This window comes from Paenibacillus andongensis (assembly GCF_025369935.1).
Taxonomy (GTDB): Bacteria; Bacillota; Bacilli; order Paenibacillales; family NBRC-103111; genus Paenibacillus_E; species Paenibacillus_E andongensis.
The window spans coordinates 4,144,716-4,168,847 of sequence record NZ_CP104467.1 but is presented as its reverse complement, the minus strand read 5'-3'; the positions used below and the strand labels follow the sequence as shown (position 1 = coordinate 4,168,847).

Here is a 24,132-nt window from a genome sequence, read left to right as displayed (position 1 = left end):
AGGGTGATAGCGAAATGGTCAACAATACAAAAAAGGTTGTTCTCGTCACAACGCTCATGTCGGCAATGGTTGTTGTAAGCGCTTGCGGTAATTCTGGTTCATCAAACACTACATCCACAGCAGCTCCCAAATCCGACGCAAAGGCTACGTCTGCAGCATCTGCTGAAAAAGTGACAATTACTTATGGCGGCTGGGGCATGGATACGATGACCGATGTCATCAAAGCGTTCCAAGCGAGTCACCCGAATATTGAGGTAAAAGCGGAGAATACGCCGTACAAACAATATTTCACCAAATTAGAAACAGCCGCTCAAGGCGGGACAATGCCTGACGTACTTTGGATGAATGGTCCTAATTTCGTCAAGTATGCAGGTAACGGCATGTTAAAGGATTTGACAGATACAATCAAGACCGATCAATTAGACCTCTCCAAATATCCGAGCTCGCTGGTATCACTCTATAGTCTTGGCGGCAAAAATTATGGGATTCCTAAAGACTTTGACACGATTGGCTTATGGTATAACAAAAAGCTGTTCGATGATAAAGGAATTCCGTATCCGGACGGCACTTGGGATTGGAGCAAGCTGACGGAAGCGGCTAAGAAATTAACAGACCCTGCCAAAGGCATCTACGGTTTCGCTGCTCCAATGATGAATCAGGAGGATTTCTACAATACGATTCTTCAGGCTGGCGGCTACGTCATTTCGGATGACCATAAGAAATCAGGATTTGACCAACCGGAAGCGATTGAAGGTTTGAAATTTCTAACCGATCTGATTCAAGTTCATAAAGTATCTCCGACACTAGCTCAAATGACGGAAACAGCACCTGCGGATATGTTCACATCCGGCAAGCTCGCTATGTATTTTGATGGCTCCTGGGCAGCGTTTACCATCAATCAAAATGCCGAAATGAAAAACAAGGCAGACGTAGCTGAACTGCCAAAAGGGAAAAAGCAAGGCGTTGTCATTCACGGTCTGGGTCATGTGATATCTGCGAATTCCAAACATCCGAAAGAAGCATGGGAATTCGTTAAATTCCTTGGGTCCAAGGAAGCGGCTGAAATTGCTGCAAAACAAGGTGGAGCGATTCCCGCTTACAAGGGCAGCGAGACTTCTTGGTTAGCCACATTCCCGCAATATAAAGCAAAAGCTTTCATTGACATGGCAGCGTATGCAACGCCATATCCTGTGTCCAAGAATACTTCGGTTTGGAATATTTACGAAACAGAAATTTTGAAAAATGCATGGACAGGAGATAAACCGGTAGCTGATGCGGCCAAAGAGCTCGGAGCTAAGATGAACCAAGCATTAGCAGCAGAAAAATAAGGCTCAGGGGATCCGTTTCGGAAAGCAACATGTTCGTAAACGGATCTCCTTCCCCAATTCCACTCATAGGAGAGTGAGTAAACATGCGATTCAGCTCGAAGCGACTATCCGATTGGAAGTGGGCATATATCATGATTATGCCACTCATGCTTGGCTTACTGGTGTTTTATATTTGGCCAGTGTTTCAAACCTTTTATTTTTCCTTTACGGAATGGGGGGCTTTTGGCAAATACACCTGGACTGGCTTGGCGAATTACAAGGTGCTGTTTACGGATAAAGAGCTGCTTCACGCGATCCGGAATACTAGCATTTATATCGTTCTAGCAGTGCCGATCGGGATCATCCTGGCTATTCTGCTGGCTGTTCTGTTAAACCAGCAGGTCAAAGGGTTGTCCATCTACCGCACAATGTATTTTCTTCCGGTCGTCACTATGCCGGCCGCGATCGCAATGGTCTGGAAATGGCTGTACAACTCTGATTTCGGTTTGATTAATTACTTACTTGGATTATTGTCCATTCCTGGTCCTCACTGGTTGACGGATAATCGCACGGCGTTATTATCGATTATTATTGTTGCCATATGGTGTTCCATTGGCAGCCACATGATTATATTTCTATCCGGACTCCAAGGTATTTCATCTTCCTACTATGAAGCCGCATCCATTGACGGTGCGGGGCCTATAACCAAATTTATGCGTATTACGATACCTCTCTTGACGCCAACCATTTTTTTCGTGCTGGTTACTTCTTTGATTGGCGCCTTTCAGGTATTCGACTTCATATATATGATGGTAGGCGATATCGTCATGGAATCCACGCAGTCGATTGTGTTCTTATACTACAAATACGGCTTCTTGAAAAATAACAAGGGCTATGCGTCTTCAATCGCAGTCCTGCTGTTTACCATTATTATGATTATTACGTATATTCAAATGAAAATTCAGAAGAAATGGGTTCACTACGAATGAGGAGGGCGGCTGCATGAACACCAGAATCCATCAACGAAAATCGGTTCAGACCGGGGCTATTCATCTTATTCTTATCCTAGGTGCTGTCATTATGGTAACTCCTTTCATCTGGATGTTTCTTACTTCGGTGAAAACGTTAGGAGAGTCAACAGCGATACCACCGGTTTTATTTCCTAAAACGTTTCAATGGAGCAACTATACGAAGGTATTTGTGAACTTGCCATTTTTCACATTTTATTGGAATACATTGATTACAACAGTGATAAAAGTAATCGGCCAATTAATCATTTGCTCACTAGCTGCCTATGCTTTTGCCCGAATCAGCTTTCCGGGGCGTCATTTCTTTTTCATTCTGATGCTGTCCGTACTTATGGTGCCGGGGCAAGTATTCCTTATCCCGCAGTATATGATTATGAAAGACCTAGGGTGGCTCAACTCGCTTACCGCACTCGTCGTTCCAGGCTTATTCAGCGCTTTCGGCACATTCCTGTTGCGCCAATTTTTCATGACGCTGCCGCACGAGTTGGAGGAAGCCGCTAAACTTGATGGCTGCAATCAATTTCGTATTTATTGGCAGATCATGCTGCCTTTGGCCAAATCGGGGATGATCGCTCTCGCCATTTTCACCATGCTGTGGTCGTGGAACGATCTGATGTGGCCGCTCATCGTTAACAGCTCACCGGACAAAATGGTGCTGTCGGCGGGCATTGCGTTCCTGCAAGGCGAGCATAAAACGAATTATACGATTATTATGGCAGGCTCGATGATGGCTATTTTGCCTATGATTATTATTTTCTTTATTTTCCAACGCTCATTTATTCAAGGGATTGCCTTTACAGGCAGCAAGTCCTGACAGACAAAATAAGGAGAGAGACCAACTATGCAAAAAATTACAGCCATTCTGCTGGGAGCCGGCAACCGCGGTGCTCAAGCTTATGCGCCTTACGCGCTTAATTATCCTCACGAGCTTTCTATTATCGCGGTAGCAGAGCCGGATGAAGATAGAAGGGCAGCATTTGTTGCTGCTCACCAGATTTCACAGGAGCATGCCCATGCGGATTGGGAAGAGCTTTTGGCACAGCCGAAGCTAGCGGATATCGCCATCATTTGTACGCAAGATCAGATGCATTACGAGCCGACGCTTAAGGCGCTTGAGCTTGGTTATCACGTCCTTCTTGAAAAACCGATGTCTCCAAGTCCAGCGGAATGCGTCGAAATGGAACGTATGGCTAAAAAGCATAATCGCTTGCTGACGATATGCCATGTACTGCGTTATACAGCATTCTGGACGGCGATGAAACGTGTCATCGATGAAGGGAAGATTGGACAAATCGTCTCCATTCAACTCAATGAGAATGTCGGCAATATGCATATGGCGCACAGCTTTGTGCGCGGCAACTGGAATAATTCGGATACTTCGAGTCCGATGATCTTGGCCAAATCGTGCCACGATATGGATATTTTATCGTATATCATGGGCGAGCCTTGCGAGCGTGTGAGTTCATTTGGATCACTTATGCATTTTAATGAGGAGAACGCGCCAGAAGGTGCTCCTGCACGCTGTCTAGACGGTTGTCCGGCGGAAGCCAGCTGCCAATACTATGCGCCGAAATATTATTTGGGCTCCGGCCGGGGCTGGGCAGCTAAGTTCACAACGGATACGAGTCTGGAGGGCATACTCAAAGCACTGCGCACAACGCCATATGGAAAATGTGTTTATCGCAGCGATAATAATGTCGTTGACCATCAGGTCGTCAATATGGAGTTTGCCAGCGGGGCTACCGCGATGTTCAGCATGTGCGGCTTTACGCGGGATAATACGCGCATTGTGCAGGTCATGGGAACGAAGGGTGAAATTAGAGGGAACATGGAAGAGCATACATTCACTGTCCATGATTTTGTAACTAATGAGCAGAATGCGATTCATGTCCATGCATCCGAAGAAGGGCACAGCGGCGGCGATGTGGGCATCGTGCGCAGTTTTCTTCGCGAGGTTCGTGCGTATGCAGGAGGAGAAAGCGAATCATCCGCGGCGGCATCTGTGCGAAGCCATCTGATGGCATTTGCTGCTGAGGAATCGCGTGTGAATGGCGGAAAGCCGATTGAAATCGAGCAATTTTACAAGACATTAATCAAGGTATAATGAAAATAAACGGCGTACGCCCGTCCAAGGATAAGAGAGTTTCTGAAAGTGGAAGCAAAGCAAGTTAGGCCTAGACGAATATGCTTTAACAACTGCATGATGATCTTTAATGTTGTTTGTACAACATTACATTATGCATGCTAATTGGCGATTTTTATGCAAATGTTACAAAAAATACAACAATTTTTGCCGAAAATCGTTCATTCACCTAAAAAAAGGATAAATTGTTGTATAACCTACAACATCTTTCGCATTCCCAGAAGAAATCAAGGAAATTGTTGTACGCTGTACAACATCTCCTTGATTCCACATTTCTCCCAAGAACCAGACAATAAAATAATAGGAAAAGTAACACATAAAATTTATGCTTATCTTTCGAGAAATAACGCAAGCAGCCTTGGTATTCGGCAGCTTGCGTTCGTTCTTTTAATAGAGATAAACGACCTGTAAATTCATCTATCCATTAAGAAGGGGGATAATATATTAAAGTTTTATAGACGGCTTTAGCATCAGATGTATTCGTATACGTATGAGGGCGATCGGCTGTGAAGTGAATGGCATCGCCAGCTTTCAGCTTATAGCTTTCCTGGGAGATGGTTATATCCAGCTTTCCTTCTACCATAAGAATGTATTCTTCAACGCCTTCATTATGAGGTTCGGAGGCATGGGTACAGCCTTGGTCCATTTCGACGGTATAAATTTCAAAGCTCTTTTGAGGGTGAAAAGGGAAGAGCGGGAACGCGCGGTACTGTCCATCTTCTTCTTCAAATGGTGAAAGCCCGGCTGCGCGGACTACTGTAATTTTCGGTTCGGTATCTTCAATTAGACTTGTAAACGAAATTTGTAAGCCGCTCACAATTTTCCAAAGTACGGAAATCGTCGGATTCGAATCTCCTCGTTCAATTTGCCCCAGCATCGCTTTGCTGACACCAGTCAGATCAGCGACTTGATCTAAGCTTAATCCTCTTGTTTTGCGAATATTTAAAAGTTTTCGACCTACCATTTTATGAATGGGTTCGTTCATTTCAGTTCCTCCAATATTTATTTTCCGTTTTGTCAAAATGCCTATTTACAATATAACATACATTTGTATAATATGGTATATAGATGATAAAGCGCACGTTTGTGCATTATAGTAAACTTAAATTGGGGGAACGATGATGGGCGCTACGATGATTGGATTGGTTAAAGAACACAGAGGACCTGGTGCCATACTGAAAGAAGTTCCTATTCCGACTTGTGGAGCCGACGAAGTTCTTGTCCGCATTAAAGCAACATCGATTTGCGGAACAGATTTACATATTTACAATTGGGACGCTTGGGCAGACAAAACCGTTGTAACGCCGAACGTTTTCGGTCATGAATTCGCAGGCATTGTTGTGGAAGTCGGAGAACGGGTTACGAGTGTTGCCATCGGAGATTATGTTTCTGCGGAGGGTCACATGGTATGCGGTTCCTGTAAAGCCTGTCGCACAGGAAATGCGCATGTTTGCCCGAATACCAAAAGCTTCGGGATTACGGCACCTGGCTGCTTTGCCGAATATGCCGTCGTGAAGGCAAGCAACATTATTCTGAATGCACCTGATCTGCCTTTTGAAATCGCTTGCTTGCAGGACCCGCTGGGCAATGCCGTGCAAACGGTACTATCCGGCGACATTGTTGGAAAGTCTGTTGCTATTATTGGTGTGGGCCCGATTGGCTTATTGGCCATTCAAGTTGCAAAGGCTTGCGGAGCTGGAGCTATTTATGCCGCGGATATTAACCCTAACCGATTGGAACTCGCTAAACAAATGGGTGCGGATTTTACGATTAACGCCATGGAAACGCGCCTATCTAAGGCTCTCCGAGAAATGACGGATGGAGAAGGTGTTGAGGTTGTTCTTGAAATGTCCGGCAATCCTCAGGCGATCGTAGATGGCTTTGAAGCTGCAGCCAACGCGGGCAGAGTGTCCTTGCTTGGTATTCCAACCAAAGAGGTGAGCCTGGACCTAACGAATCACATCATTTTTAAAGGGCTGCGCGTTGAAGGGATTACGGGTAGAAAGATGTATCAAACCTGGTATCAAATGAAGGGTTTGCTGAACCAGAAGCGAATTGATCTGGCACCGGTTATTACGCATAGATTTACATTAGATCAGTACGAAGAAGCTTTCCGGTTAATGAATCAAGGTCAATGCGGGAAAATTGTATTTACACATTAGGATAAAAATTTGCTCCGTAAAACTTTTAGGAGGTTCACATGAACTATTTAAACGATTTGGCAGCGGATATTGAAGGATGGAAGCGTGAAGGAAGATATCGCTCGATTAAAGTATGGGAGAGCGGTTCCGACTCCTGGATGTATTTAAATGGTAAGAAAGTTCTTCAAATGTCTTCCAATAATTACTTGGGATTAACTCATCATCCGAAGCTTAAGGAAGCTGCGATTTCCGCGATCGAGAAGTATGGAGTTGGAAGCGGTTCAGTGCGTACGATTACGGGAACTCTTGATATTCACGATGAACTGGAGATCGAGTTAGCCAAGTTTAAAGGAACAGAGGCGGCCCTTGTGTTCCAGTCCGGTTTCACAACGAACCAAGGCGCTTTGTCAGCTGTTCTTGGAGCCGACGATGTAGTGATCAGCGATGAGCTGAATCACGCGAGTATTATTGATGGCATCCGTTTGACGAAGGCGAGCCGCAAAATTTTTGCACACAAGGACATGAATCAGCTTGAAGCCATTTTGAAAGAAACGCAAAAGCATCGTAAACGCGTCATTGTGACGGATGGTGTATTCAGTATGGATGGCGATATCGCTCCGCTTCCTGACATTGTTCAACTAGCAGAAGCCTATGACGCTATTGTGTATGTGGATGATGCCCACGCGAGCGGAGTGCTTGGCACCAACGGTAAAGGTTCGACAGACCATTTCGGTCTTCATGGCAGAGTGCATATCCAAATAGGCACGTTATCCAAAGCAATCGGAGCCGTTGGTGGCTATGTTGCCGGTGCCCAGCTCTTGAAAGAGCATTTGATTCATACGGCAAGGCCGTTTCTGTTTAGTACCTCGCAAACGCCTGCGGTTGCAGCAACTTGCTTGGCCGCTATTCAAGTACTTAAGGAAAGCTCGGACTTAGTAACAAAGCTTTGGGAAAACGCGAATGGATTCCGAGCATCTTTACAGCGGTTAGGCTTTGATACCGGCGCAAGTGAGACACCTATCATTCCGATTATTATAGGCGATCCCGCACAAACCATGCGCTTTTCGGATCGTTTGCTGGAAGAAGGCGTGTTTGCCCAAGGAATAGTCTATCCGACAGTTGCCATGGATAAAGGCCGAGTGCGGCTTATTGTTACGGCTCAGCATACTAAGGAAGACTTAACTTTTGCCTTAGATAAATTGCAGAAGGTCGGTAAGGAATTCGGACTGATCTAGTACGAAGTAATAAGTAAAAAGTGCGGCCAAACTCTGAATAAGGGTGGCCGCACTTTTTTGTGCTTTTGGAACCATGCCATATGGATATGTCCAACTCTTAATCTCTCACATAAGATATAGCATCCTATTTTTATAGGAGGTGAGAGAAGTGAAAGTGAACTATTATACGTTAGCTTTGGGGTTACTAGGAGCAGCCAAATTGATATTGAACGCTTACGGATTAGATATTATTCAAGACGATGAGATGAATGCTATTGCTAATGGCGTAGCAGCTGTTTTATCTATAATCGGGGTATACACCAACCATCAAAAACCTGCCTAGTATGGATGGAATTGCAGGGGTTATTAAGCAGGGGTACAGGAAACAAAAAATGAGGTGGCCATGTTCATGCCTTCTCATTTTTTGTTTTTTTGTCGATTAAAGTGCAAGGGAAGGACGGCGAACACTAGTTTGCGGAATGTACGATCGCTATTTCAGGAATTCAGCGCTATAAATCGAATAAGTGGAACGAGAGGGCGTTATTTGATCAAAATGAACGCTCCGGAAGCAAAAAACTGTGAAATAACGCCTCCTCGTTCCTCTTCCTCTTGATTTCAAGTGGTTTTCGACCATTTAGAGGCGCTACGTTCCCTAAGCAATTTATAAGAATTGGCGATTGATAATAATTCGTTACCTAGTTGTAAATAATTAAACAAGATGCTAAGGAAAGGAGCAATGAATATGGGTGACAACGGTCCAATCAAACCTAACGGGTCTCAACATGCCGAGAAACCTTCGAATGATCCGGAAAAACAAGGAAGATCCGCAGCAAAGAAAAAATCAAAGTAATTGGTGAACATTGATAGAAAAAGCTTGATTGGCAAGTTTTTTAAATAGGATCGTCGTTAATCTCAATCACGGCTGCCGAGTGCAGGCGTGATTATTTGCGTTAATCCTAAATAAGCACAATGACAAATTATTTATATTAGCTTGAGGAAACAGTCAAATGGCCGGATACGAGCTGGACCGTTCCATGATTGGAGCCGCTATTTATCTTCTATTAAACAGCAGTTATGTAATCTCAATTGATTCTTTGTTCAAAAAAGGTCAAAAACCAAAGTCACTTTTTTCATATGCACGAGAAGAAGTTAGATCGATCATTTGATTGGTTAATGGTATACTGTGCTTGTTAAAACCTACCATTGATAAGGAATGATACAACCAATGTCATCTGCTATGCTTGATAAAGTCCCGCATATTGTAACGTGCTTCCCAAGCTTATCCGATATTTCCATACAGGACTGGAGCAATGAGGGAATTATAATGTTAGATTTACAGCCTAGCTTTGTATTCGAAGAGGGCCAGTTCTTGGATCATGCTGTTTTAATTCTGGAAGGAACAGTAAGAATGTATAAGATCAGCAGCAGCGGAAGAGAGATCACTTTGTATCGCGTTAATGGCGGGGAATGCTGTCCCCTCATGATGTCCAGTATTCTCGGCGAGACCGAATATGAAGCTTCTGCTTGCATCGAAAAGCTTTGCTCTGTAGTTGCTATTCCAGTTGACGTATTTAAAGATTGGATGGACCGTTACAAAAGTTTTCGGCAGTTTATTTTCAAAATGTTCGCCAAACGAATTATCATTATGTCCAACTTGTTGGATAGCATCAACTTCAAATCAATCCGCGGCCGAATAGCTGAATATCTGGTTGAGATGACCGAAGATGGACGTGATACTCTTACCATTACGCATGATACCCTATCCATTGAGCTGGGTTCAGCCCGCGAAGTCATAAGTCGAACACTGAAGTCGCTCGAGAAAGAAGGGCTGCTGAAGTTATCTAGAGGCCAGATCTCTCATATATTACGGCAGGAATTGAAAAAATATATTGAACTATAAATGGTTCTCTTATTTACCTTCAAACGTTCATTTTATTGCTATGTGACAAAGTTACGGTTCTATCGAAACGCTTCTGTTAAGATCGTAATCAGATACACAATAAAACAAACAATACATTTATGGAGGTAATAGAATATGAAAAATGTTGGCGGAACAGATCGTGCGGTTCGTATTATTCTGGGTGTTGCACTATTGTCGTTATTTTACTTCTTACCTGGTTACTGGAAATTAACCGGATTATTCTCACTTCCGTTCCTTATTACAGGCATAGTGCAAAAATGTGCGATTAATCAAATGCTGGGCCGTAATACTTGTAAAATTCGTTAATTGTTGAAAAGCAAAGAGGCTATTCCAAAGTAGAGTTACTCTACGCGAGGGATAGCCTCTTTTTTGAGGATTAGAAGTTCGTATAAAATGATTCATTGTAGGAGATAAATATGTTTCGTAATATATACAGATACAAAGGAGAGAACGGATATGGAAAAATTGTATACAGCCACGGCAACAGCTGAGGGTGGAAGAGAGGGGAAAGTCACTTCCAGCGATGGGGTCATTGACCTAGAATTGAGAGTACCCAAGGAATTAGGTGGGCCTGGCGGACATGCAACGAATCCGGAGCAGCTATTCGCCGCTGGTTATGCCGCGTGCTTCGATAGCGCATTGAAGCTAATCATTAGGACGAAGAAAGTCCAAGTAGAGAGCACGAAAGTAACCGCGAATATTTCCATAGGCAAAGATGGGAGTGGCGGCTATGAATTGGCAGCCAAATTGGATGTTTCCGTCAATGGCGTCGAAGCCGATGTTGCCAAGGAATTGGTTGAAGCAGCTCATCAATATTGCCCCTATTCCAAAGCAATCAAGGGGAATATCGGAGTTGAGGTTAATGTCGTATAATCAATGAAGGAATATGCAGATCGATGACAAATAGGCAGGATTTGCTTTTGGCGATCCTGCTTATTTTTTTATCAAAAAATTTCATTTAAAATATCGACACAAGATGTGTGGTGGACAAATTCCATTTAGGACAGAAAGGCTTCAGAGCATCCGTGGTTACCAATGTTGTATGTAGTATTTCCTACAACAGTTCACACGCCCAAAGGCTATTTTGCCACTTGAAGTTGCAGTTTGTACAACATTTCGAGCTCATTTGTTGCAAAATCGCCTGTATTGGGCGAAATTGTTGTACAGTATGCAACAATGTAGGGAAAAAGGCGGGATTTAGGCAGCAATTTTTGCACTTTCTACAACATCATCTACCGATAATATCTATTCATTCTACTCGTTCATCCGGCAGCTCAAATTAGCAAATAAGAGGATGGACTTTATTTAAGACACCATAATGTGTAACAAGATTGTATGAATGAATCGACGGTCTAATAGTCTTGTAATCTATTATTTGTAAAAGTAGATATTGTAAGTGATATAATAGTCTTGTAAATTTACATATTCTGGTGTGTAGAAGGAGAGACAAGAATGAGTCCAATTCGATCCCTACCAAGAAGTCAGCCTGAGCGTCAAGGTATCGCGTCTTCCTCGATTATGAGCTTTCTAAAAGAAGTTCAAGACCGCAGTCTAGAGCTTCACAGCTTCATGCTCCTCCGGCATGGGCACGTTGTTTCGGAAGGATGGTGGGCACCTTATTTGCCTGAACGTCCGCACATGCTGTTTTCTTTAACTAAAAGCTTTACTTCAACAGCTATCGGTTTGTTAGTGGGAGAAGGGCGAGTCTCGCTCGATGACCGGGTTCTCTCCTTTTTCCCAGAGGATATGCCGCCAGAAGTGACACCAAATCTAGCTGCGATGGCCATCCGACACTTACTCATGATGGGTACAGGTCATGCAGAAGATACGACTGGAAAAATGCAGTCATCAGATAACTGGGTCAACAATTTCTTGAATCTTCCCGTAGAACATGAGCCAGGTACACATTTCGTGTATAACAACGGGGCGACCTATATGCTCTCGGCTATCTTGCAGAAGGTGACCGGTCAAACGTTATTGGACTATTTGCAGCCGCGACTGTTGGAACCGCTGGACATCCGAGGTGCCACAGCGGAAAGCTGCCCCCGCGGTATCCACATTGGCGGCTGGGGAATGAAGATCAAAACGGAGGATATTGCCAAGTTTGGACAGCTATATTTACAAAAAGGTCAATGGGGTGGAAACCAGCTCATTCCTGAGTCGTGGGTAGAAGAAGCAACAACGAAGCAAATTTCCAATGGCTCCAACACCAACAATGACTGGGCTCAAGGGTACGGGTATCAATTCTGGAGATGCCGTCACGGTGCTTATCGAGGCGACGGAGCTTTCGGGCAGTTCTGCATTGTTCTCCCGGAGCAGGATGCCGTCATCGCGATAACGTCCGGAGTGAATAACATGCAAGACGTTCTTGATACAATTTGGGAGCATCTGCTGCCTGCGATGAAATCCGAAGAGCTGTCAGTGGACCTGGAAGACTCAGAGCCACTAACCAATGCGCTGCAAGGACTTAGCTTGGAACCGCCACGAGTTCTTTTAAGCTCAACGCTGGAGACCAGCATTTCGGGAATCGAGTTCGAGTTAGAAGAAAATGAGGAACAAATTCAAACACTTTCGATTGATTTTACTGAGAATTCGGCCAACGTTACGATTCAAAATAACAACGGAAAACATACGGTTTGCTTTGGTAGAAACGAATGGTTTGAAGGAACGTATACGCTGCATATGAGACAGGAAAATGTGGCAGTTGGTTCAGCAACTTGGCAGGATTCGAATACGCTCTTATTAACGCTAAGATACGTGGAAGCGCCATTTTGCGTGACTGTAGTATGTACGTTCAATGAAGGAAGCTTACAACTGCAATTTCGACAGAACGTTTCGTTCGGCAATGAGGAACCTAAGTGGATTAAAGGAAAAATTAGATGAACGATTGGTGAATAAGAGAAAGGTCGGTCTGCAGCAGCAGACTGACCTTTTTCTATATACTTAAGTCACCAGATAAGACCGATTTCGATAGTCTCGGGGAGAGCAGCCGGCGTAGGCTCTGAATTGCTTATTAAAAGAACTCAATGACTGAAAACCGCTTCTTTCAGCGATTTCGATGATCGAATACTCTGATGTGCGCAGTAAATCCATGGCAGACTGAATGCGCAACTGATTCACAAAATCATGCGGCGACAAGCCCGTAAGTGATCGAAACTCGCGATAATAGAACGAGCGCCCGACACCCGCCCGACGGGCAAGCTCATCGCCGTCAAGTGCCTCCAGGTAATGGCTAAGAATATATCTGACGGATTCTGCTATCGTGTTCGTTCCTCTTGGAGCCGCTTGCTCCATTTGATCGCTAAAGAATCCGTCCACTTGTAATAAAATATTTATCAAGTGCATGTACTGACGCGTAACCCATGCCGTTTGCCCTTGCTCCTGTGCTTCAGCAGCGGAACGCGCAGATTTTGCAATTGCTTTGGCGTAAGTCGTATCCCCCGGAATGAGCGGGGACATACCTCGTCCAGCATAAAACGGCATTAGCAGCCGGCTGCCATCGGGAAGCTTCAAAACTGGTGATGGTGTAAAAAGCACTAGGATCGCTTCGAATGGTTGATCTGGATGCGCATAGCTCCAGTGCGGTTCGAAAGGTCGACACAGGAACACGTCTCCCGGTTGACCGTGATAGATGCGATCGCCGAATCGATACTCCAACTCATGATCAAGCAGCACGCCGATTTCTAAGCAATCATGGACATGCAGATCGTGTTCCTCATCTGATCCCCATACGCGGCTAAAGGCAAAAGAGCGTGTCAGCCGCAACTGCTCCACATACATCCAAATCCCCCCTCGAAGTCATTATACCTTTTTCTGTTCGTGGACAAAATGACTAGTTTGCTGCGCATTTTGAAGAGAATCGCAATTTCGTGATGTGATACATTAGGGTCATATTCGAAATTGGAGGTTATCCTTATGCGATTGTATTTAATTGGAGCCGGTGTCATAGCACGCACGCATGCTGAGGCAGCAGCCAAGCTTCCTCAAGCGGTCGATCTTCGGGTAGCTGACCCGAATGCGGAAGCGCTGAAGTCGTTTCTCAGCAGCTTTCCAGAAAGTATTACGTTTGCGGATGCCGAGCAAATGCTATCCTCCGAACCGCCGCTTGAAGATGATATCGTGATCGTAGCTACGCCTCCATTTGCCCACTTGAAGGGGACGCGTCTTGCGTTGAAATCTGGTCGGCATACGCTATGCGAAAAGCCGTTAGCCATGAACGATGAAGAAGCGGAAGAGATGCTTCTTCTGGCAAAAGCAGAAGGAAAGCTGCTTGGCTGCTGCAGTGTGCGTTATAAGGGCATGCTTCATAACGAAGCTGTTAAGAATGTCATTCGATCTGGCGCGCTTGGAGATATCTATCACGCTACGTTCGTTAACAAATGGACGCGCAGTCGTGCAGGAATCGAGTACCAGCCAGCAAGCCGTTGGTTTCTCGACAAAAGCAAAAGTGGCGGCGGCATTCTCATGGACTGGGGACCCTATGATTTCGCCACCTTAATCGATGTGCTGGATCCTGCTGAAATTGAGGTCAGCAGCGCTTGGACGGCGAAACCCCAAACAGCCGCAGATCCTGGGGATGTCGTGTACGATGTTGAGCACCATGTGGGTGCGCAATTAACGTTTCGGTCTCGTTCAAATGCCCGTTCAATCGCTGTTCATTACGAAAGAGGCACGTGCACTCACGGGAGTGAGCAGTTTATCGGCGAAATTGAGGGCACACTCGGTGCTATCCGCTGGACGCCTTTTGACTCGCGTCAACCGGTTTTTTTCAGGAAAGACCATGATGGGGCTGTTGTGGAAGAAATTGTAGATCCGGGGCCACGCGGACCTTACACCGTCATGGATCACCCGCTTATACATTTCTATAACGAAGTCAACGCTTTGCCGTCACATGCGAACGTAGGTCGGAGAGCCGTCGATCATTTCCTATGTATTGGCGCCTTATATAAATGTGCAGACTCCGGAGAAAAGCAGTTAGTGACTGTAGCGCCGGCAACAGATTCAAGGGAGGTTTCTGAATGAATATTCGCGGTTTTTCGAGCAACATGTATGGTTGGTTTGAACGATGGAAGTCAGATGGTAAGGAGCCAGTGTGGGACGATTTGTACCGTGCCTGCGCTGAAGCGGGTCTTGACGCTGTCGAGACGGATGCAACACCTGAGAAGCTGGCACTAGTCCGTGCTTACGGACTAACGGTTTCAGCTTCCTATATCGGTCTTTCTCTGCATGGCGAGTATGCAGCTCTTGAAGCGGAAGTTCTTCCTTATGCAGAACGGCTCGCCGCTGCGGGCGGTACTGATCTACTCGTCAACGCTGACCCCTATGGCGGTTGGAAGCATCCGCTGCCAAAGCCGGAAGAGCTTGTCCAGCGACAAGGAGACAACCTGTCTCGTCTAGCCGACAAGCTAAGCCCATTTGGACTGCAGCTCTCGCTGCACAATCATGCGGCGGATCGCTATAATGCTGAGGCTGATTTGCGCTCTGTCGTGCAGTTCGCCGACAAAGCGGTTGGCCTTTGCGTTGATACGGGCTGGGCGCATGTAGCAGGCTGTGATCCGGTTGCTTGGGTGCGTTCATATCCTGAACGCATCAAAGCATTTCACCTGCGCAACCAACGTGGCCGCGGTCCTACCGAGGACGTGACCGAAGGGGAGATTGACATGCGGGCCTTGCTGGAAGCAGCAGCACATGCAAACTATGGAGGTTGGATAGCGCTCGAGCTGTGGCATCCGCCAGAAACGAACCCTGTGCGTACGATGACCGAGGACGTGCAGCGGTCCATCGCTTTTTTACGGGAGATAGTGGGAAAACTGTAGGGGAAATGATTCGATTCTATCAAGCATTGCTTCTATCAACCGTTAGGAAAGAGTGCGAAAATATTTATAATACGTATTAGAATAATGTGAATGGATCGGAGCCGAAAGGCTCCTTTTTTATTTCTTGACAGTTGGAACGAAATGGAATAATAATAAAAATAATAAAACGACTGGTCAGTCATTTTTATTTCTTATTTTAGCATGAAGGAGGATTTCAATGAATTCATTCCAAGGCAATTTAGATAAATATGCATCTCTAGCTATACAATTAGGTGTCAACATACAACCGGGACAATCATTGGTCGTCTTCGCTCCATTAATATCGGTGGAATTCGTACGCAGATTGGTAAAACAAGCCTATGAGGTCGGTGCTAAGCACGTTTATGTCGAGTGGTTCGACGATGAGCTTACTCGGTTAAAGTATGAACTAGCGCCCTATGAAGCATTGCTTGAGTACCCGATGTGGCGGGCAAAAGGGTATGAGGAATTAGCGGAAAATAATGCTGCATTTCTATATGTCGTGGCGAATAACCCCGATCTTATGAACGGTATCGATCCCAAACGTATTCAAACAGCGAGTAGAACATCCAACAATGCTTTGCGGGAACTATCTGCTGCTAGGTTAACTAATAAAGTCAGTTGGTCGATTATCGCCGTTCCTTCACCAGCATGGGCGGATAAAGTGTTTCCATCACTCCCCGAAGAAGAGCGGGTTGGCGCCCTATGGAATGCCATCTTCGAGGCAACCAGAGTAGACCGGGATGATCCGGTACAAGATTGGAAAGAACATTCAAGCGCTTTAGACACTAGATCAAAAAGACTGAATGAACGCCAATATAAGGCGCTTCATTACCGCGCTAATGGTACAGACATTACAGTAAGTCTGCCGCCTGGTCATATTTGGGTTTCGGCCGGTAATACCAACAGCAATGGCATTTCTTTTATAGCGAACCTGCCAACCGAAGAAGTCTTTACATCTCCTTTAAAAAATGGCGTAAACGGAATGGTAAAAAGTACCAAGCCGCTCAGTTACAACGGTAATCTTATTGAAAACTTTTCATTAACATTCAAAGATGGGCGAGTTATTGATTTTAACGCCGAGAAGGGGGAAGAAAATTTGCGAAGTCTCATTGAGATTGATGAAGGTTCTCACTTTTTGGGTGAAGTTGCATTAGTTCCTCATCGCTCGCCTATTTCTAATACGAATCTTATTTTCTACAATACGCTTTACGACGAGAATGCTTCATGCCATTTTGCCATCGGAAGAGCTTTTCCATTTTGCCTGAGTGGCGGAATAGAGATGAGCCAACAAGAGCTTCAGAATCATGGGCTCAACGACAGCTTGACCCATGTTGATTTTATGATGGGCTCAGCAGATATGGATATTGATGGGATCTTGGAAAATGGGGAAAAAGAGCCGTTGTTCCGTAACGGAGATTGGGCATTTTGATGTGAAAATAGAAAAAAAAGGAGGTGCTGAATGTCACCTAAAGTTACGCAAGCTTATAAAGAAGAAAAAAGGGCGATTATTCTTGAGGGAGCGCTGCATTGCTTTATAGAAAAAGGATTTCAAGCTACGACAATTGATGATATCGTACGGCATTTGGGGATGAGCAAAGGCGCTATCTACAGTTACTTTTCCAGCAAAGAAGAGATGTATATCCAAATGGCTGACGATAAAATGAACGCGATGGTGGAGAATTCCAGTGAGCATTTCAAAAATATACCAAGCGCAGCGGATCAAATCCGCTATATGTTTGACCGATTCCGTCGACAATCGCTTGCTGAACTGCGCAAATGGCTAGCTTTTCATTTGGAGTTTATGTTGTATGCAGCGCGCCAACCGGAATTAACGGAACGATGGAACCAGTATGCGAGTAAGGCTTTATTGTTCATGCAGGAAATTATGGAGGGTGGCATGAAGACTGGGGAGTTCCGTTCCGACCTTGATATTGCGGCAGCTTCTCGATTGTTCTGGTCAGTTCGGGATGGCCTTGCTCTGCAATTTATGCTTAGCGGTGAGGAAACCGACTATAAATCCATAATTGATGAGATGGAAAAGAAGGTGTTCAGCTATATCCTAGGATAATTCACTATGGAGGTAGAGGCTTATGATTTTCAAAAAAATGAGCGAACTGTCGGCTGAAGACATGGTGGCGTTGTGGAATAAGGGATTCGAAGGATATTTCTTAAATAGTACGCTGAACTTGGACAAATTTCTTTCAAGAACTGTCAACGAAGGGCTCTCACTAGAGCATTCCTTAGTCGTGTATGAAAATAGTGATCCTATTGGTTTCGTGATGAATGGGTTCCGTGTCATAGAAGGAAAGAGAGTGGCTTGGAACGGAGGTACTGGCATTGCGCCCGAAAATAGAGGTAAAGGGATCGGAAAAAAACTGATGGAAAGAAACCTCCAGTTGTATCATGAACAAGGTGTGGATACTGCTTTGCTGGAGGCACTCATTCAAAATAAAGCTGCGATAAAGCTCTATCAAAGCGTCGGTTATAGTATTACAGAGCAGTTAATCTGCTTACAACAAGCAGAAGATCTGGATGCAAGTCTCTTGCAGCCAAACTCTCCAAGCGGATATGTTACTAGACGAGGACTACCTGTGGAAGCGAAAGGACTGTCGTTCTATAGACATTTGTCAGCGTGGCAAACACAATGGGCCAGCATGAAAGATGGGGAATGTGTAATCGTCTCCGATGAAGGTGATGAGGTAGTTGGGTATGCACTTTTTAAACGTATTTTCGGAGAAGAAGGAAACCTGGCAACCATCGCTCTTTACCAATGTGAATCGATTCCGGGCCGAGCAGATGCAGAAGATATCCTTAAAGCAGCATTAAGCGAAGTATACGCACCTTTTTCTTCCTCGTGTAAGCGTATAACGATGAACATAAGAGATTCCAACAAGGAGCTCATTGGGCTATTAGAGCGTTTAGGGTTTACAAGATTTGTGGAACAAATGTACATGATTCGTCATTTATAAGAACTAGCAAAGGGACACTTTTCAATGAGGTGGCAAGAGAATTCTTGCCTTCTCTTTTTTTTGTCTCTTGCATAGGAAGTCATCGCCCAACCGCTATTTGGAGGAACGTCGATTCGTTATTTTGGGAAATCTGCACATGATGCCACAGATGAATACGATCTCATTTTTTTATTGAAGTTGTACTTAATTCAGAAAGTTCATAATAAGTATCGTATTAGAAAACTTTGTTAGTCATTCTAACTATCAAAGGGGGTGAACAAGGTGCTTGGTCGCAATCAAACTGGAAATAGCAAGCTTGTAAAACAAATGAACAGACAGGAGATCCTGCGTAAGCTTCGGGAAAATAAGCGGGTTTCCAGAGCAGATTTAGCGAAGCTAACGGAGCTAAGCCGTCCATGTGTATCTGCGCTGGTTGATGAAATGATGAAGGAAGGGCTAATCCACGAAGTTGGTGTAGGTGAGTCCAAAGGCGGACGGAAGCCGATCCTGCTTGAATATAATTTTCAAGCTTATGGAGTAGTTGGGGCCATTTTTGAGGGCAGTACGCTGTATATGTCTATCGCTGATCTAAGTGGAGATTTGTTAGTTGATTACAACTTTCGCTTGCAGCAACCAACTAATGGTGATATGGCCATACGTTGTCTGGAATTAGGTCTACAGACTTTGCTTAGCAAGAGCGGGTTCGAGAAGTCTCGATTACTGGGTGTTGGCTTAGGCTTACCCGGAATTACACAGCGTCGCGATGGAACTGTAAGTTATGCGCCAAGCACAGGATGGATGGGGTTACCGGTTAAACAGGAGATCGAAGAGAGATTAGGTCTGCCTGTTGTGATTGATAATGACGTTAATTTGATGACATTAGGGGAGTTTCATAAGGGTGTCGGATACGGAGTAAAAAATCAGGTTTATATGTATGTTGGGACGGGAATCGGCGCGGGAATTATCTTAGATGGCCAATTTTATAGAGGCTCACGTGAAGCATCCGGAGAGATCGGATATATGATGGTGGGTCAGGCAAAGAAGCTGAACCGGGGTGAATATGGCGTTTTTGAAGGGAATTACTCGGTCCCCGTCATCCAAGACAAAGCCAGAAAAGTGCTGCCTTCATTCGTAGAAGAGCTGGGTGTGATTAAACAATTAATACGCCATACGGAAGATGGACATATAGAGGCAGGGCGATTATTAAATGACATCTACAGACACTGGGCCTACGGAATTGCGAATATGGTCAGTATACTCGATCCAGACTTGTTGATTTTCAGCGGAGCGATGATTGACATCGAGGAAAGCGGTGTTGAGAAGATCCAAGGTATGCTGACGGGATGGGTTCCGTACGTACCCCAAATCAAGTTGGCGGCTTTAGGCTACAAAGCGGGCATTATCGGGGCGATTCATAGCGTCCTAGAAGCTTTCCCCATCGTTAATTCTAACAAAATATACCTTTCGGGAGGTTATGTGAATGAGAACAAGTAAGGGGAATATGTCCAGAATGCTCGTAGGCACACTAGTCAGCATCATGATGGTTGTGATTACAGCTTGCGGAGGCTCCACGCCGAGTTCGGGCAATGCTAGTCAAGCCCCCACGGTGAAACCTTCTGACAAACCGGCAGCTACAGAGGCGCCTAAACCCGCAGAGAAGCAAAAGCTTGTTATTTATACGGCTAGAGATAAAAGTGTTGTCGATGAAATTATTCCAAAATTCAATGCGAAGCATCCGGAAGTTGAAGTCGAAGTATTAACGATGGGAGCGCAGCAGATTCTGGAACGTGTACGGGGAGAAAAGGCCAATCCTCAAGCCGATTTCTGGTGGGGTGGCACCCAATCCGGTCTGATGACGGCGGCGAACGAAGATCTCTTGGAAAGCTTCAAGCCAAGTTTCGCAGATAGTATTCCAGCTTTGTACAAAGATGCTAAGGATCGTTGGTATGGTGAAATGCTGCTGCCTGAAGTGATCATGTACAACTCCAAAGCACTGAAGCAGGAGGACGCTCCAAAAGATTGGGACGCACTACTTGATCCGAAATACAAAGGCAAAATCATTATTCGTGGCGTGCTTGCATCGGGAACGATGAGAACAATATATTCCGCTATGATTTTCAAGGAAGGTGCCGCAGATCCTAAAAAAGGGTATGACTGGTTGAAAAAGTTGGATGCCAATACGAAGGAATACGCGCAGGATCCTACGAACCTTTACTTAAAATTAGCCCGTGAAGAAGGAACACTTTCGCTCTGGAATTTGCAGGACATTATGATTCAGAAGCATTTGAAAAATCAGCCGTTTGATTTTATTTACCCAACGAGCGGGGCACCAATCCTTGTAGACGGCGTGGGTATGGTAAAGAATGCCAAGAACAAAGAGTCGGCGAAGAAATTTTATGAGTTCCTTTTCGACTCCAAGCTTCGTGTAGAACTTGCCGATAAATTGTTCCAGATTCCTACGCGTACGGATATTAGCAAAGACTCACTTCCAGCTTGGCTGAAAGGTATTGAATTGAAACCAATGAATATCGATTGGACAGTCATGGCTGATAAAGAGAAAGATTGGATGCAGTATTGGGATGAGAGCATTAAAGGAAAAGGCGGGAAATAAACGAAACATCCTTTCGGGTAGAGTTAGCTCCTTCATAGCTCCTCTATCCGAGCTCAAAGTAAGGGAGGTACTGTACGTGATCGAAGTCGCTCTAGAACATGTAACCAAGCAATTTGGGAAAGTATCGGGTGTTCAGGATGTGCATATTCGAATTGAGCCCGGCGAATTCTTTACTTTCCTTGGTCCTAGCGGATGCGGAAAAACAACAACGTTGAGAATGATTGCCGGCTTTTACTATCCAACCTCTGGGCGTATCGTATTTGGCAATCAAGATGTAACGACAGTGCCGCCACACAAACGCAATACGGGAATGGTGTTTCAGAACTATGCCTTATTTCCTCATCTGACGGTATTTGAGAATGTAGCCTTTGGCTTACAGGTTAGAAAAAGACCGAAAGAAGAACGTCTACAAAGGGTAGAGCGTGCATTACAGCAAGTACATTTACAGGGTTATGGCAATCGGCGAATTGACCAACTATCTGGCGGTCAGCAGCAGCGTGTTGCGCTTGCCAGAGCACTAGTGATTGAGCCGAATATTTTATTGCTAGATGAGCCTTTATCCAACTTAGATGCCAAACTGAGAGAAGAAACACGCTTGGAGATTAAGAGGCTGCAGCTTGAATCTGGCATTACAACTATTTACGTGACGCATGATCAAGCTGAAGCCATGGCGATGTCGGATCGGATCATGGTCATGCAAGGCGGCGTTGTTCAGCAGGTTGGAAGGCCGGAGGAAATCTACAACCGACCTGTGAACCGATTCGTGGCTTCCTTTATCGGCGAGTCTAATCTGTTGAACGGAACCGTGGAGCGAATAGAAGGAGATCAGGTCCATGTCAGAGTTTCACCCGATCTAGTTCTATGCGGGTTGGTGAGCCATACGGCACCTAATTGTCATCTGGCTGTGGGCGCACAAACCACATTGTCTATTCGTCCTGAGGCGGTACGCGAGGCAAAATTACCAGAATCTTCACAATTGGAGAACACATTCCAAGCTAAAGTTGTCATCGCAGAATTCACTGGAGTGAATGTCAATTATCTGACAGATGTAGCCAATAAGCCATTGAAAGCGATGTTCGTCAATCAGGGTCATCAGGTACGTCAGCGCGACGATACAATTGCGATGCATATACCAAAGGAAAGCATTTACTTTTTAGAATAGGCGGAGGATGAGAATATGACCTTTAAGAAACCAGTATCTCATCAACCAGTGATCAAACGGCCATCCATCACTTCTTCGCCTCATTTCGTATACGTATTAATTGCTCCCTTGTTTCTGATTCTGCTGGGCTATGTGCTCTTTCCGCTTTATCAGACTTTTATTCAGAGCATTCAAATGGAAGGCAGCTTTACTTTGAAAAACTATGCTCGGTTCTTCAGCTTGGAGCATACAGCCAATTTGGAGGCTCTCTGGACCAGTGTATATATTTCCGTTCTAAGTGTAGTGACATGCGCAATAGTCGGGGTCACCATGGCATTTCTATTGGAACGCTATGAGTTTCCAGGCCGCAAAGTGCTGACCGTGCTTGCCATGGTACCGATGGCGCTGCCACCGCTGGTAGGCGTGCTTTCATTCACTTTTCTATATGGAGAAAGCGGGATTATTCCGCGGACGCTTAAGCTTTGGTTGGAAATGGACCACGTACCGTTCTCGCTAAAAGGCGTATGGGGCGTTCTCATGGTTCACACCTTTACAATGTACACCTATTTCTATATGACCGCTTCTGCTGCGATCAAGGGGCTCGACCCTTCACTGGAGGAAGCAGCTGCAAGTCTTGGAGCCGGCCGTCTTTATATTTGGCGGAGAATCATTTTACCCATGCTCACCCCAGCTATCGTGGCTTCGTCCTTGCTTGTCTTCATGATTGCCATGGCTTCTTATACGGCACCGCTCATCTTCGGGATCGAAAGAACGATGACGATGCAAATTTATTTGTCCCGAACTAACGGAAATTTGGATATGGCAGCTACGCAGTCTACCTTATTATCCATCGTTTCCATCCTGTTTCTCATCATTATGCGCTGGTATCAAGGCTTACGAAATTACCAGAACTTGAGCAAAGGTGTTAGTGTACATCGGACAGAGGTTAAGAGTGCATGGGGGAAATATACGGCCATGTTCCTCTCCATGATAGGTGTTGTCATTCTGCTCCTGCCCATTCTGGTATTGATTCTCATCTCCTTTTCCACCGATGGTACATGGACGACACAAATCCTGCCGCCGGAATATACATTTAGCCATTATGTGGAATTGTTTACTAACAGCAAAACGTGGCGTCCCATTGCTAACAGCTTCAAAATGAGCTTTGTTGCAACGGTTGGCAATGTGATCTTCGGTGTTGCAGCTGCTTATGCGATCATTCGCCTCAAATTTAGAGGGAAGACATTGCTTGATGTATTTATTATGCTACCTTGGGCATTACCAGGAACGGTTGTAGGGATTAATTTAATTTCAGCTTTCAGCACACCGTCTGCCTACAGTTTTGGGCAAGTTCTTGTAGGGACGTTCTGGATTTTGCCACTAGCATATTTTGTTCGTCATTTACCGCTTGTATTCCGTTCAACGTCGGCAACGCTTATGCAGATGGATCCTTCGATCGAAGAGGCAGCCCGTAATCTGGGAGCTTCCTGGTGGTATAGCTTTCGTCGCATCGTATTTCCCTTGTCGCTTAGCGGTATCTTAGCGGGAACTTTATTGGCCTTCGTAACTGGCATCGGTGAATTCGTATCATCGATTCTGTTGTTTACATCTAGAACAGCTCCGATTTCGGTGGAAATTTTCCAAAGAATGTATGCGTTTGAATTCGGAACCGCTTGCGCCTATGGTGTTCTTCAGATCATCCTCATCATCATTGTTCTCTTTATCTCGAAAAAATTGACCGGCGACAAAGCGGGTACAGCTGTGTAAAGGTTGATCATTCCGCGGGAACTTCTAGGGTTCATGACCGCTGCTTGATGATAAAAGGTGAATAAGGAGGAGTT

22 protein-coding genes are annotated in these 24,132 nt (G+C 45.1%); 20 read left to right on the top strand and 2 right to left on the bottom strand.

Annotated features, from left to right (window positions below):
- Positions 1-14 precede the first annotated feature (14 nt).
- From NYR53_RS18765 to NYR53_RS18750, 4 genes are all read left to right on the top strand, one after another.
- Complete coding sequence (locus tag NYR53_RS18765) at positions 15-1,328, top strand: ABC transporter substrate-binding protein (protein ID WP_261300767.1); 1,314 nt, start codon at positions 15-17, stop codon at positions 1,326-1,328.
- Between the two features lie 83 nt (positions 1,329-1,411).
- A complete protein-coding gene (locus NYR53_RS18760; RefSeq protein ID WP_261300766.1) occupies positions 1,412-2,296 on the top strand; it encodes a carbohydrate ABC transporter permease in 885 nt (294 codons plus the stop codon).
- 13 nt (positions 2,297-2,309) lie between these two features.
- On the top strand, positions 2,310-3,149 hold the full coding sequence (locus NYR53_RS18755; RefSeq protein WP_261300765.1) for a carbohydrate ABC transporter permease: 840 nt from the start codon (positions 2,310-2,312) through the stop codon (positions 3,147-3,149).
- Positions 3,150-3,176: 27 nt separating this feature from the next.
- Positions 3,177-4,439, top strand: coding sequence for a Gfo/Idh/MocA family protein (locus NYR53_RS18750; protein WP_261300764.1), 1,263 nt, complete (start codon positions 3,177-3,179; stop codon positions 4,437-4,439).
- Between the two features lie 463 nt (positions 4,440-4,902).
- On the opposite strand, the gene NYR53_RS18745 is transcribed toward NYR53_RS18750, so the two are convergent.
- The gene (locus NYR53_RS18745; protein WP_261300763.1) at positions 4,903-5,463 is read right to left on the bottom strand and encodes a helix-turn-helix domain-containing protein; all 561 of its coding nucleotides are present in this window, start codon (positions 5,461-5,463) and stop codon (positions 4,903-4,905) included.
- Positions 5,464-5,599: 136 nt separating this feature from the next.
- On the opposite strand from NYR53_RS18745, the gene tdh reads away from it, so the two are divergent.
- From tdh to NYR53_RS18710, 7 genes are all read left to right on the top strand, one after another.
- Positions 5,600-6,640, top strand: coding sequence for an L-threonine 3-dehydrogenase (gene tdh / locus NYR53_RS18740; protein WP_261300762.1), 1,041 nt, complete (start codon positions 5,600-5,602; stop codon positions 6,638-6,640).
- A gap of 38 nt (positions 6,641-6,678) precedes the next feature.
- On the top strand, positions 6,679-7,854 hold the full coding sequence (locus tag NYR53_RS18735) for a glycine C-acetyltransferase (protein WP_261300761.1): 1,176 nt from the start codon (positions 6,679-6,681) through the stop codon (positions 7,852-7,854).
- 148 nt (positions 7,855-8,002) lie between these two features.
- Positions 8,003-8,176, top strand: a complete 174-nt coding sequence (locus tag NYR53_RS18730; RefSeq protein ID WP_198146374.1) for a hypothetical protein — start codon at positions 8,003-8,005, stop codon at positions 8,174-8,176.
- A gap of 981 nt (positions 8,177-9,157) precedes the next feature.
- Positions 9,158-9,733 carry a Crp/Fnr family transcriptional regulator gene (locus NYR53_RS18725; RefSeq protein WP_261300760.1) on the top strand — a complete coding sequence of 192 codons (576 nt, stop codon included), beginning with the start codon at positions 9,158-9,160 and terminating at the stop codon, positions 9,731-9,733.
- A gap of 135 nt (positions 9,734-9,868) precedes the next feature.
- Positions 9,869-10,060, top strand: a complete 192-nt coding sequence (locus tag NYR53_RS18720; protein ID WP_261300759.1) for a YgaP family membrane protein — start codon at positions 9,869-9,871, stop codon at positions 10,058-10,060.
- Positions 10,061-10,210: 150 nt separating this feature from the next.
- Positions 10,211-10,627, top strand: coding sequence for an organic hydroperoxide resistance protein (locus NYR53_RS18715; protein WP_261300758.1), 417 nt, complete (start codon positions 10,211-10,213; stop codon positions 10,625-10,627).
- A gap of 579 nt (positions 10,628-11,206) precedes the next feature.
- Positions 11,207-12,637 carry a serine hydrolase domain-containing protein gene (locus NYR53_RS18710; protein ID WP_261300757.1) on the top strand — a complete coding sequence of 477 codons (1,431 nt, stop codon included), beginning with the start codon at positions 11,207-11,209 and terminating at the stop codon, positions 12,635-12,637.
- 60 nt (positions 12,638-12,697) lie between these two features.
- On the opposite strand, the gene NYR53_RS18705 is transcribed toward NYR53_RS18710, so the two are convergent.
- Positions 12,698-13,534, bottom strand: coding sequence for an AraC family transcriptional regulator (locus NYR53_RS18705; RefSeq protein WP_261300756.1), 837 nt, complete (start codon positions 13,532-13,534; stop codon positions 12,698-12,700).
- A 135-nt stretch (positions 13,535-13,669) separates the two neighbouring features.
- On the opposite strand from NYR53_RS18705, the gene NYR53_RS18700 reads away from it, so the two are divergent.
- The 9 genes from NYR53_RS18700 (at position 13,670) to NYR53_RS18660 (ending at position 24,058) form a co-directional block, all read left to right on the top strand.
- Positions 13,670-14,776, top strand: a complete 1,107-nt coding sequence (locus tag NYR53_RS18700) for a Gfo/Idh/MocA family protein (RefSeq protein WP_261300755.1) — start codon at positions 13,670-13,672, stop codon at positions 14,774-14,776.
- Positions 14,773-15,570, top strand: coding sequence for a sugar phosphate isomerase/epimerase family protein (locus NYR53_RS18695; RefSeq protein WP_261300754.1), 798 nt, complete (start codon positions 14,773-14,775; stop codon positions 15,568-15,570). The genes NYR53_RS18700 and NYR53_RS18695 overlap by 4 nt, the downstream gene beginning before the upstream one ends.
- Positions 15,571-15,787: 217 nt before the next feature.
- Positions 15,788-17,020 (top strand): aminopeptidase, encoded by a 1,233-nt coding sequence (locus NYR53_RS18690; protein WP_261300753.1) that lies wholly within the window; start codon positions 15,788-15,790, stop codon positions 17,018-17,020.
- A gap of 30 nt (positions 17,021-17,050) precedes the next feature.
- Positions 17,051-17,659 carry a TetR/AcrR family transcriptional regulator gene (locus NYR53_RS18685; RefSeq protein ID WP_261300752.1) on the top strand — a complete coding sequence of 203 codons (609 nt, stop codon included), beginning with the start codon at positions 17,051-17,053 and terminating at the stop codon, positions 17,657-17,659.
- Between the two features lie 22 nt (positions 17,660-17,681).
- The gene (locus NYR53_RS18680) at positions 17,682-18,560 is read left to right on the top strand and encodes a GNAT family N-acetyltransferase (protein WP_261300751.1); all 879 of its coding nucleotides are present in this window, start codon (positions 17,682-17,684) and stop codon (positions 18,558-18,560) included.
- Between the two features lie 261 nt (positions 18,561-18,821).
- Positions 18,822-20,033, top strand: coding sequence for an ROK family transcriptional regulator (locus tag NYR53_RS18675; protein ID WP_261300750.1), 1,212 nt, complete (start codon positions 18,822-18,824; stop codon positions 20,031-20,033).
- On the top strand, positions 20,020-21,150 hold the full coding sequence (locus tag NYR53_RS18670) for an extracellular solute-binding protein (protein ID WP_261300749.1): 1,131 nt from the start codon (positions 20,020-20,022) through the stop codon (positions 21,148-21,150). The genes NYR53_RS18675 and NYR53_RS18670 overlap by 14 nt, the downstream gene beginning before the upstream one ends.
- A 76-nt stretch (positions 21,151-21,226) precedes the next feature.
- Positions 21,227-22,312, top strand: coding sequence for an ABC transporter ATP-binding protein (locus tag NYR53_RS18665; protein ID WP_261300748.1), 1,086 nt, complete (start codon positions 21,227-21,229; stop codon positions 22,310-22,312).
- A gap of 15 nt (positions 22,313-22,327) precedes the next feature.
- Entirely contained in the window at positions 22,328-24,058 is a 1,731-nt protein-coding gene (locus NYR53_RS18660) for an ABC transporter permease (protein WP_261300747.1), read from the top strand.
- The last annotated feature ends 74 nt before the right edge of the window (positions 24,059-24,132 follow it).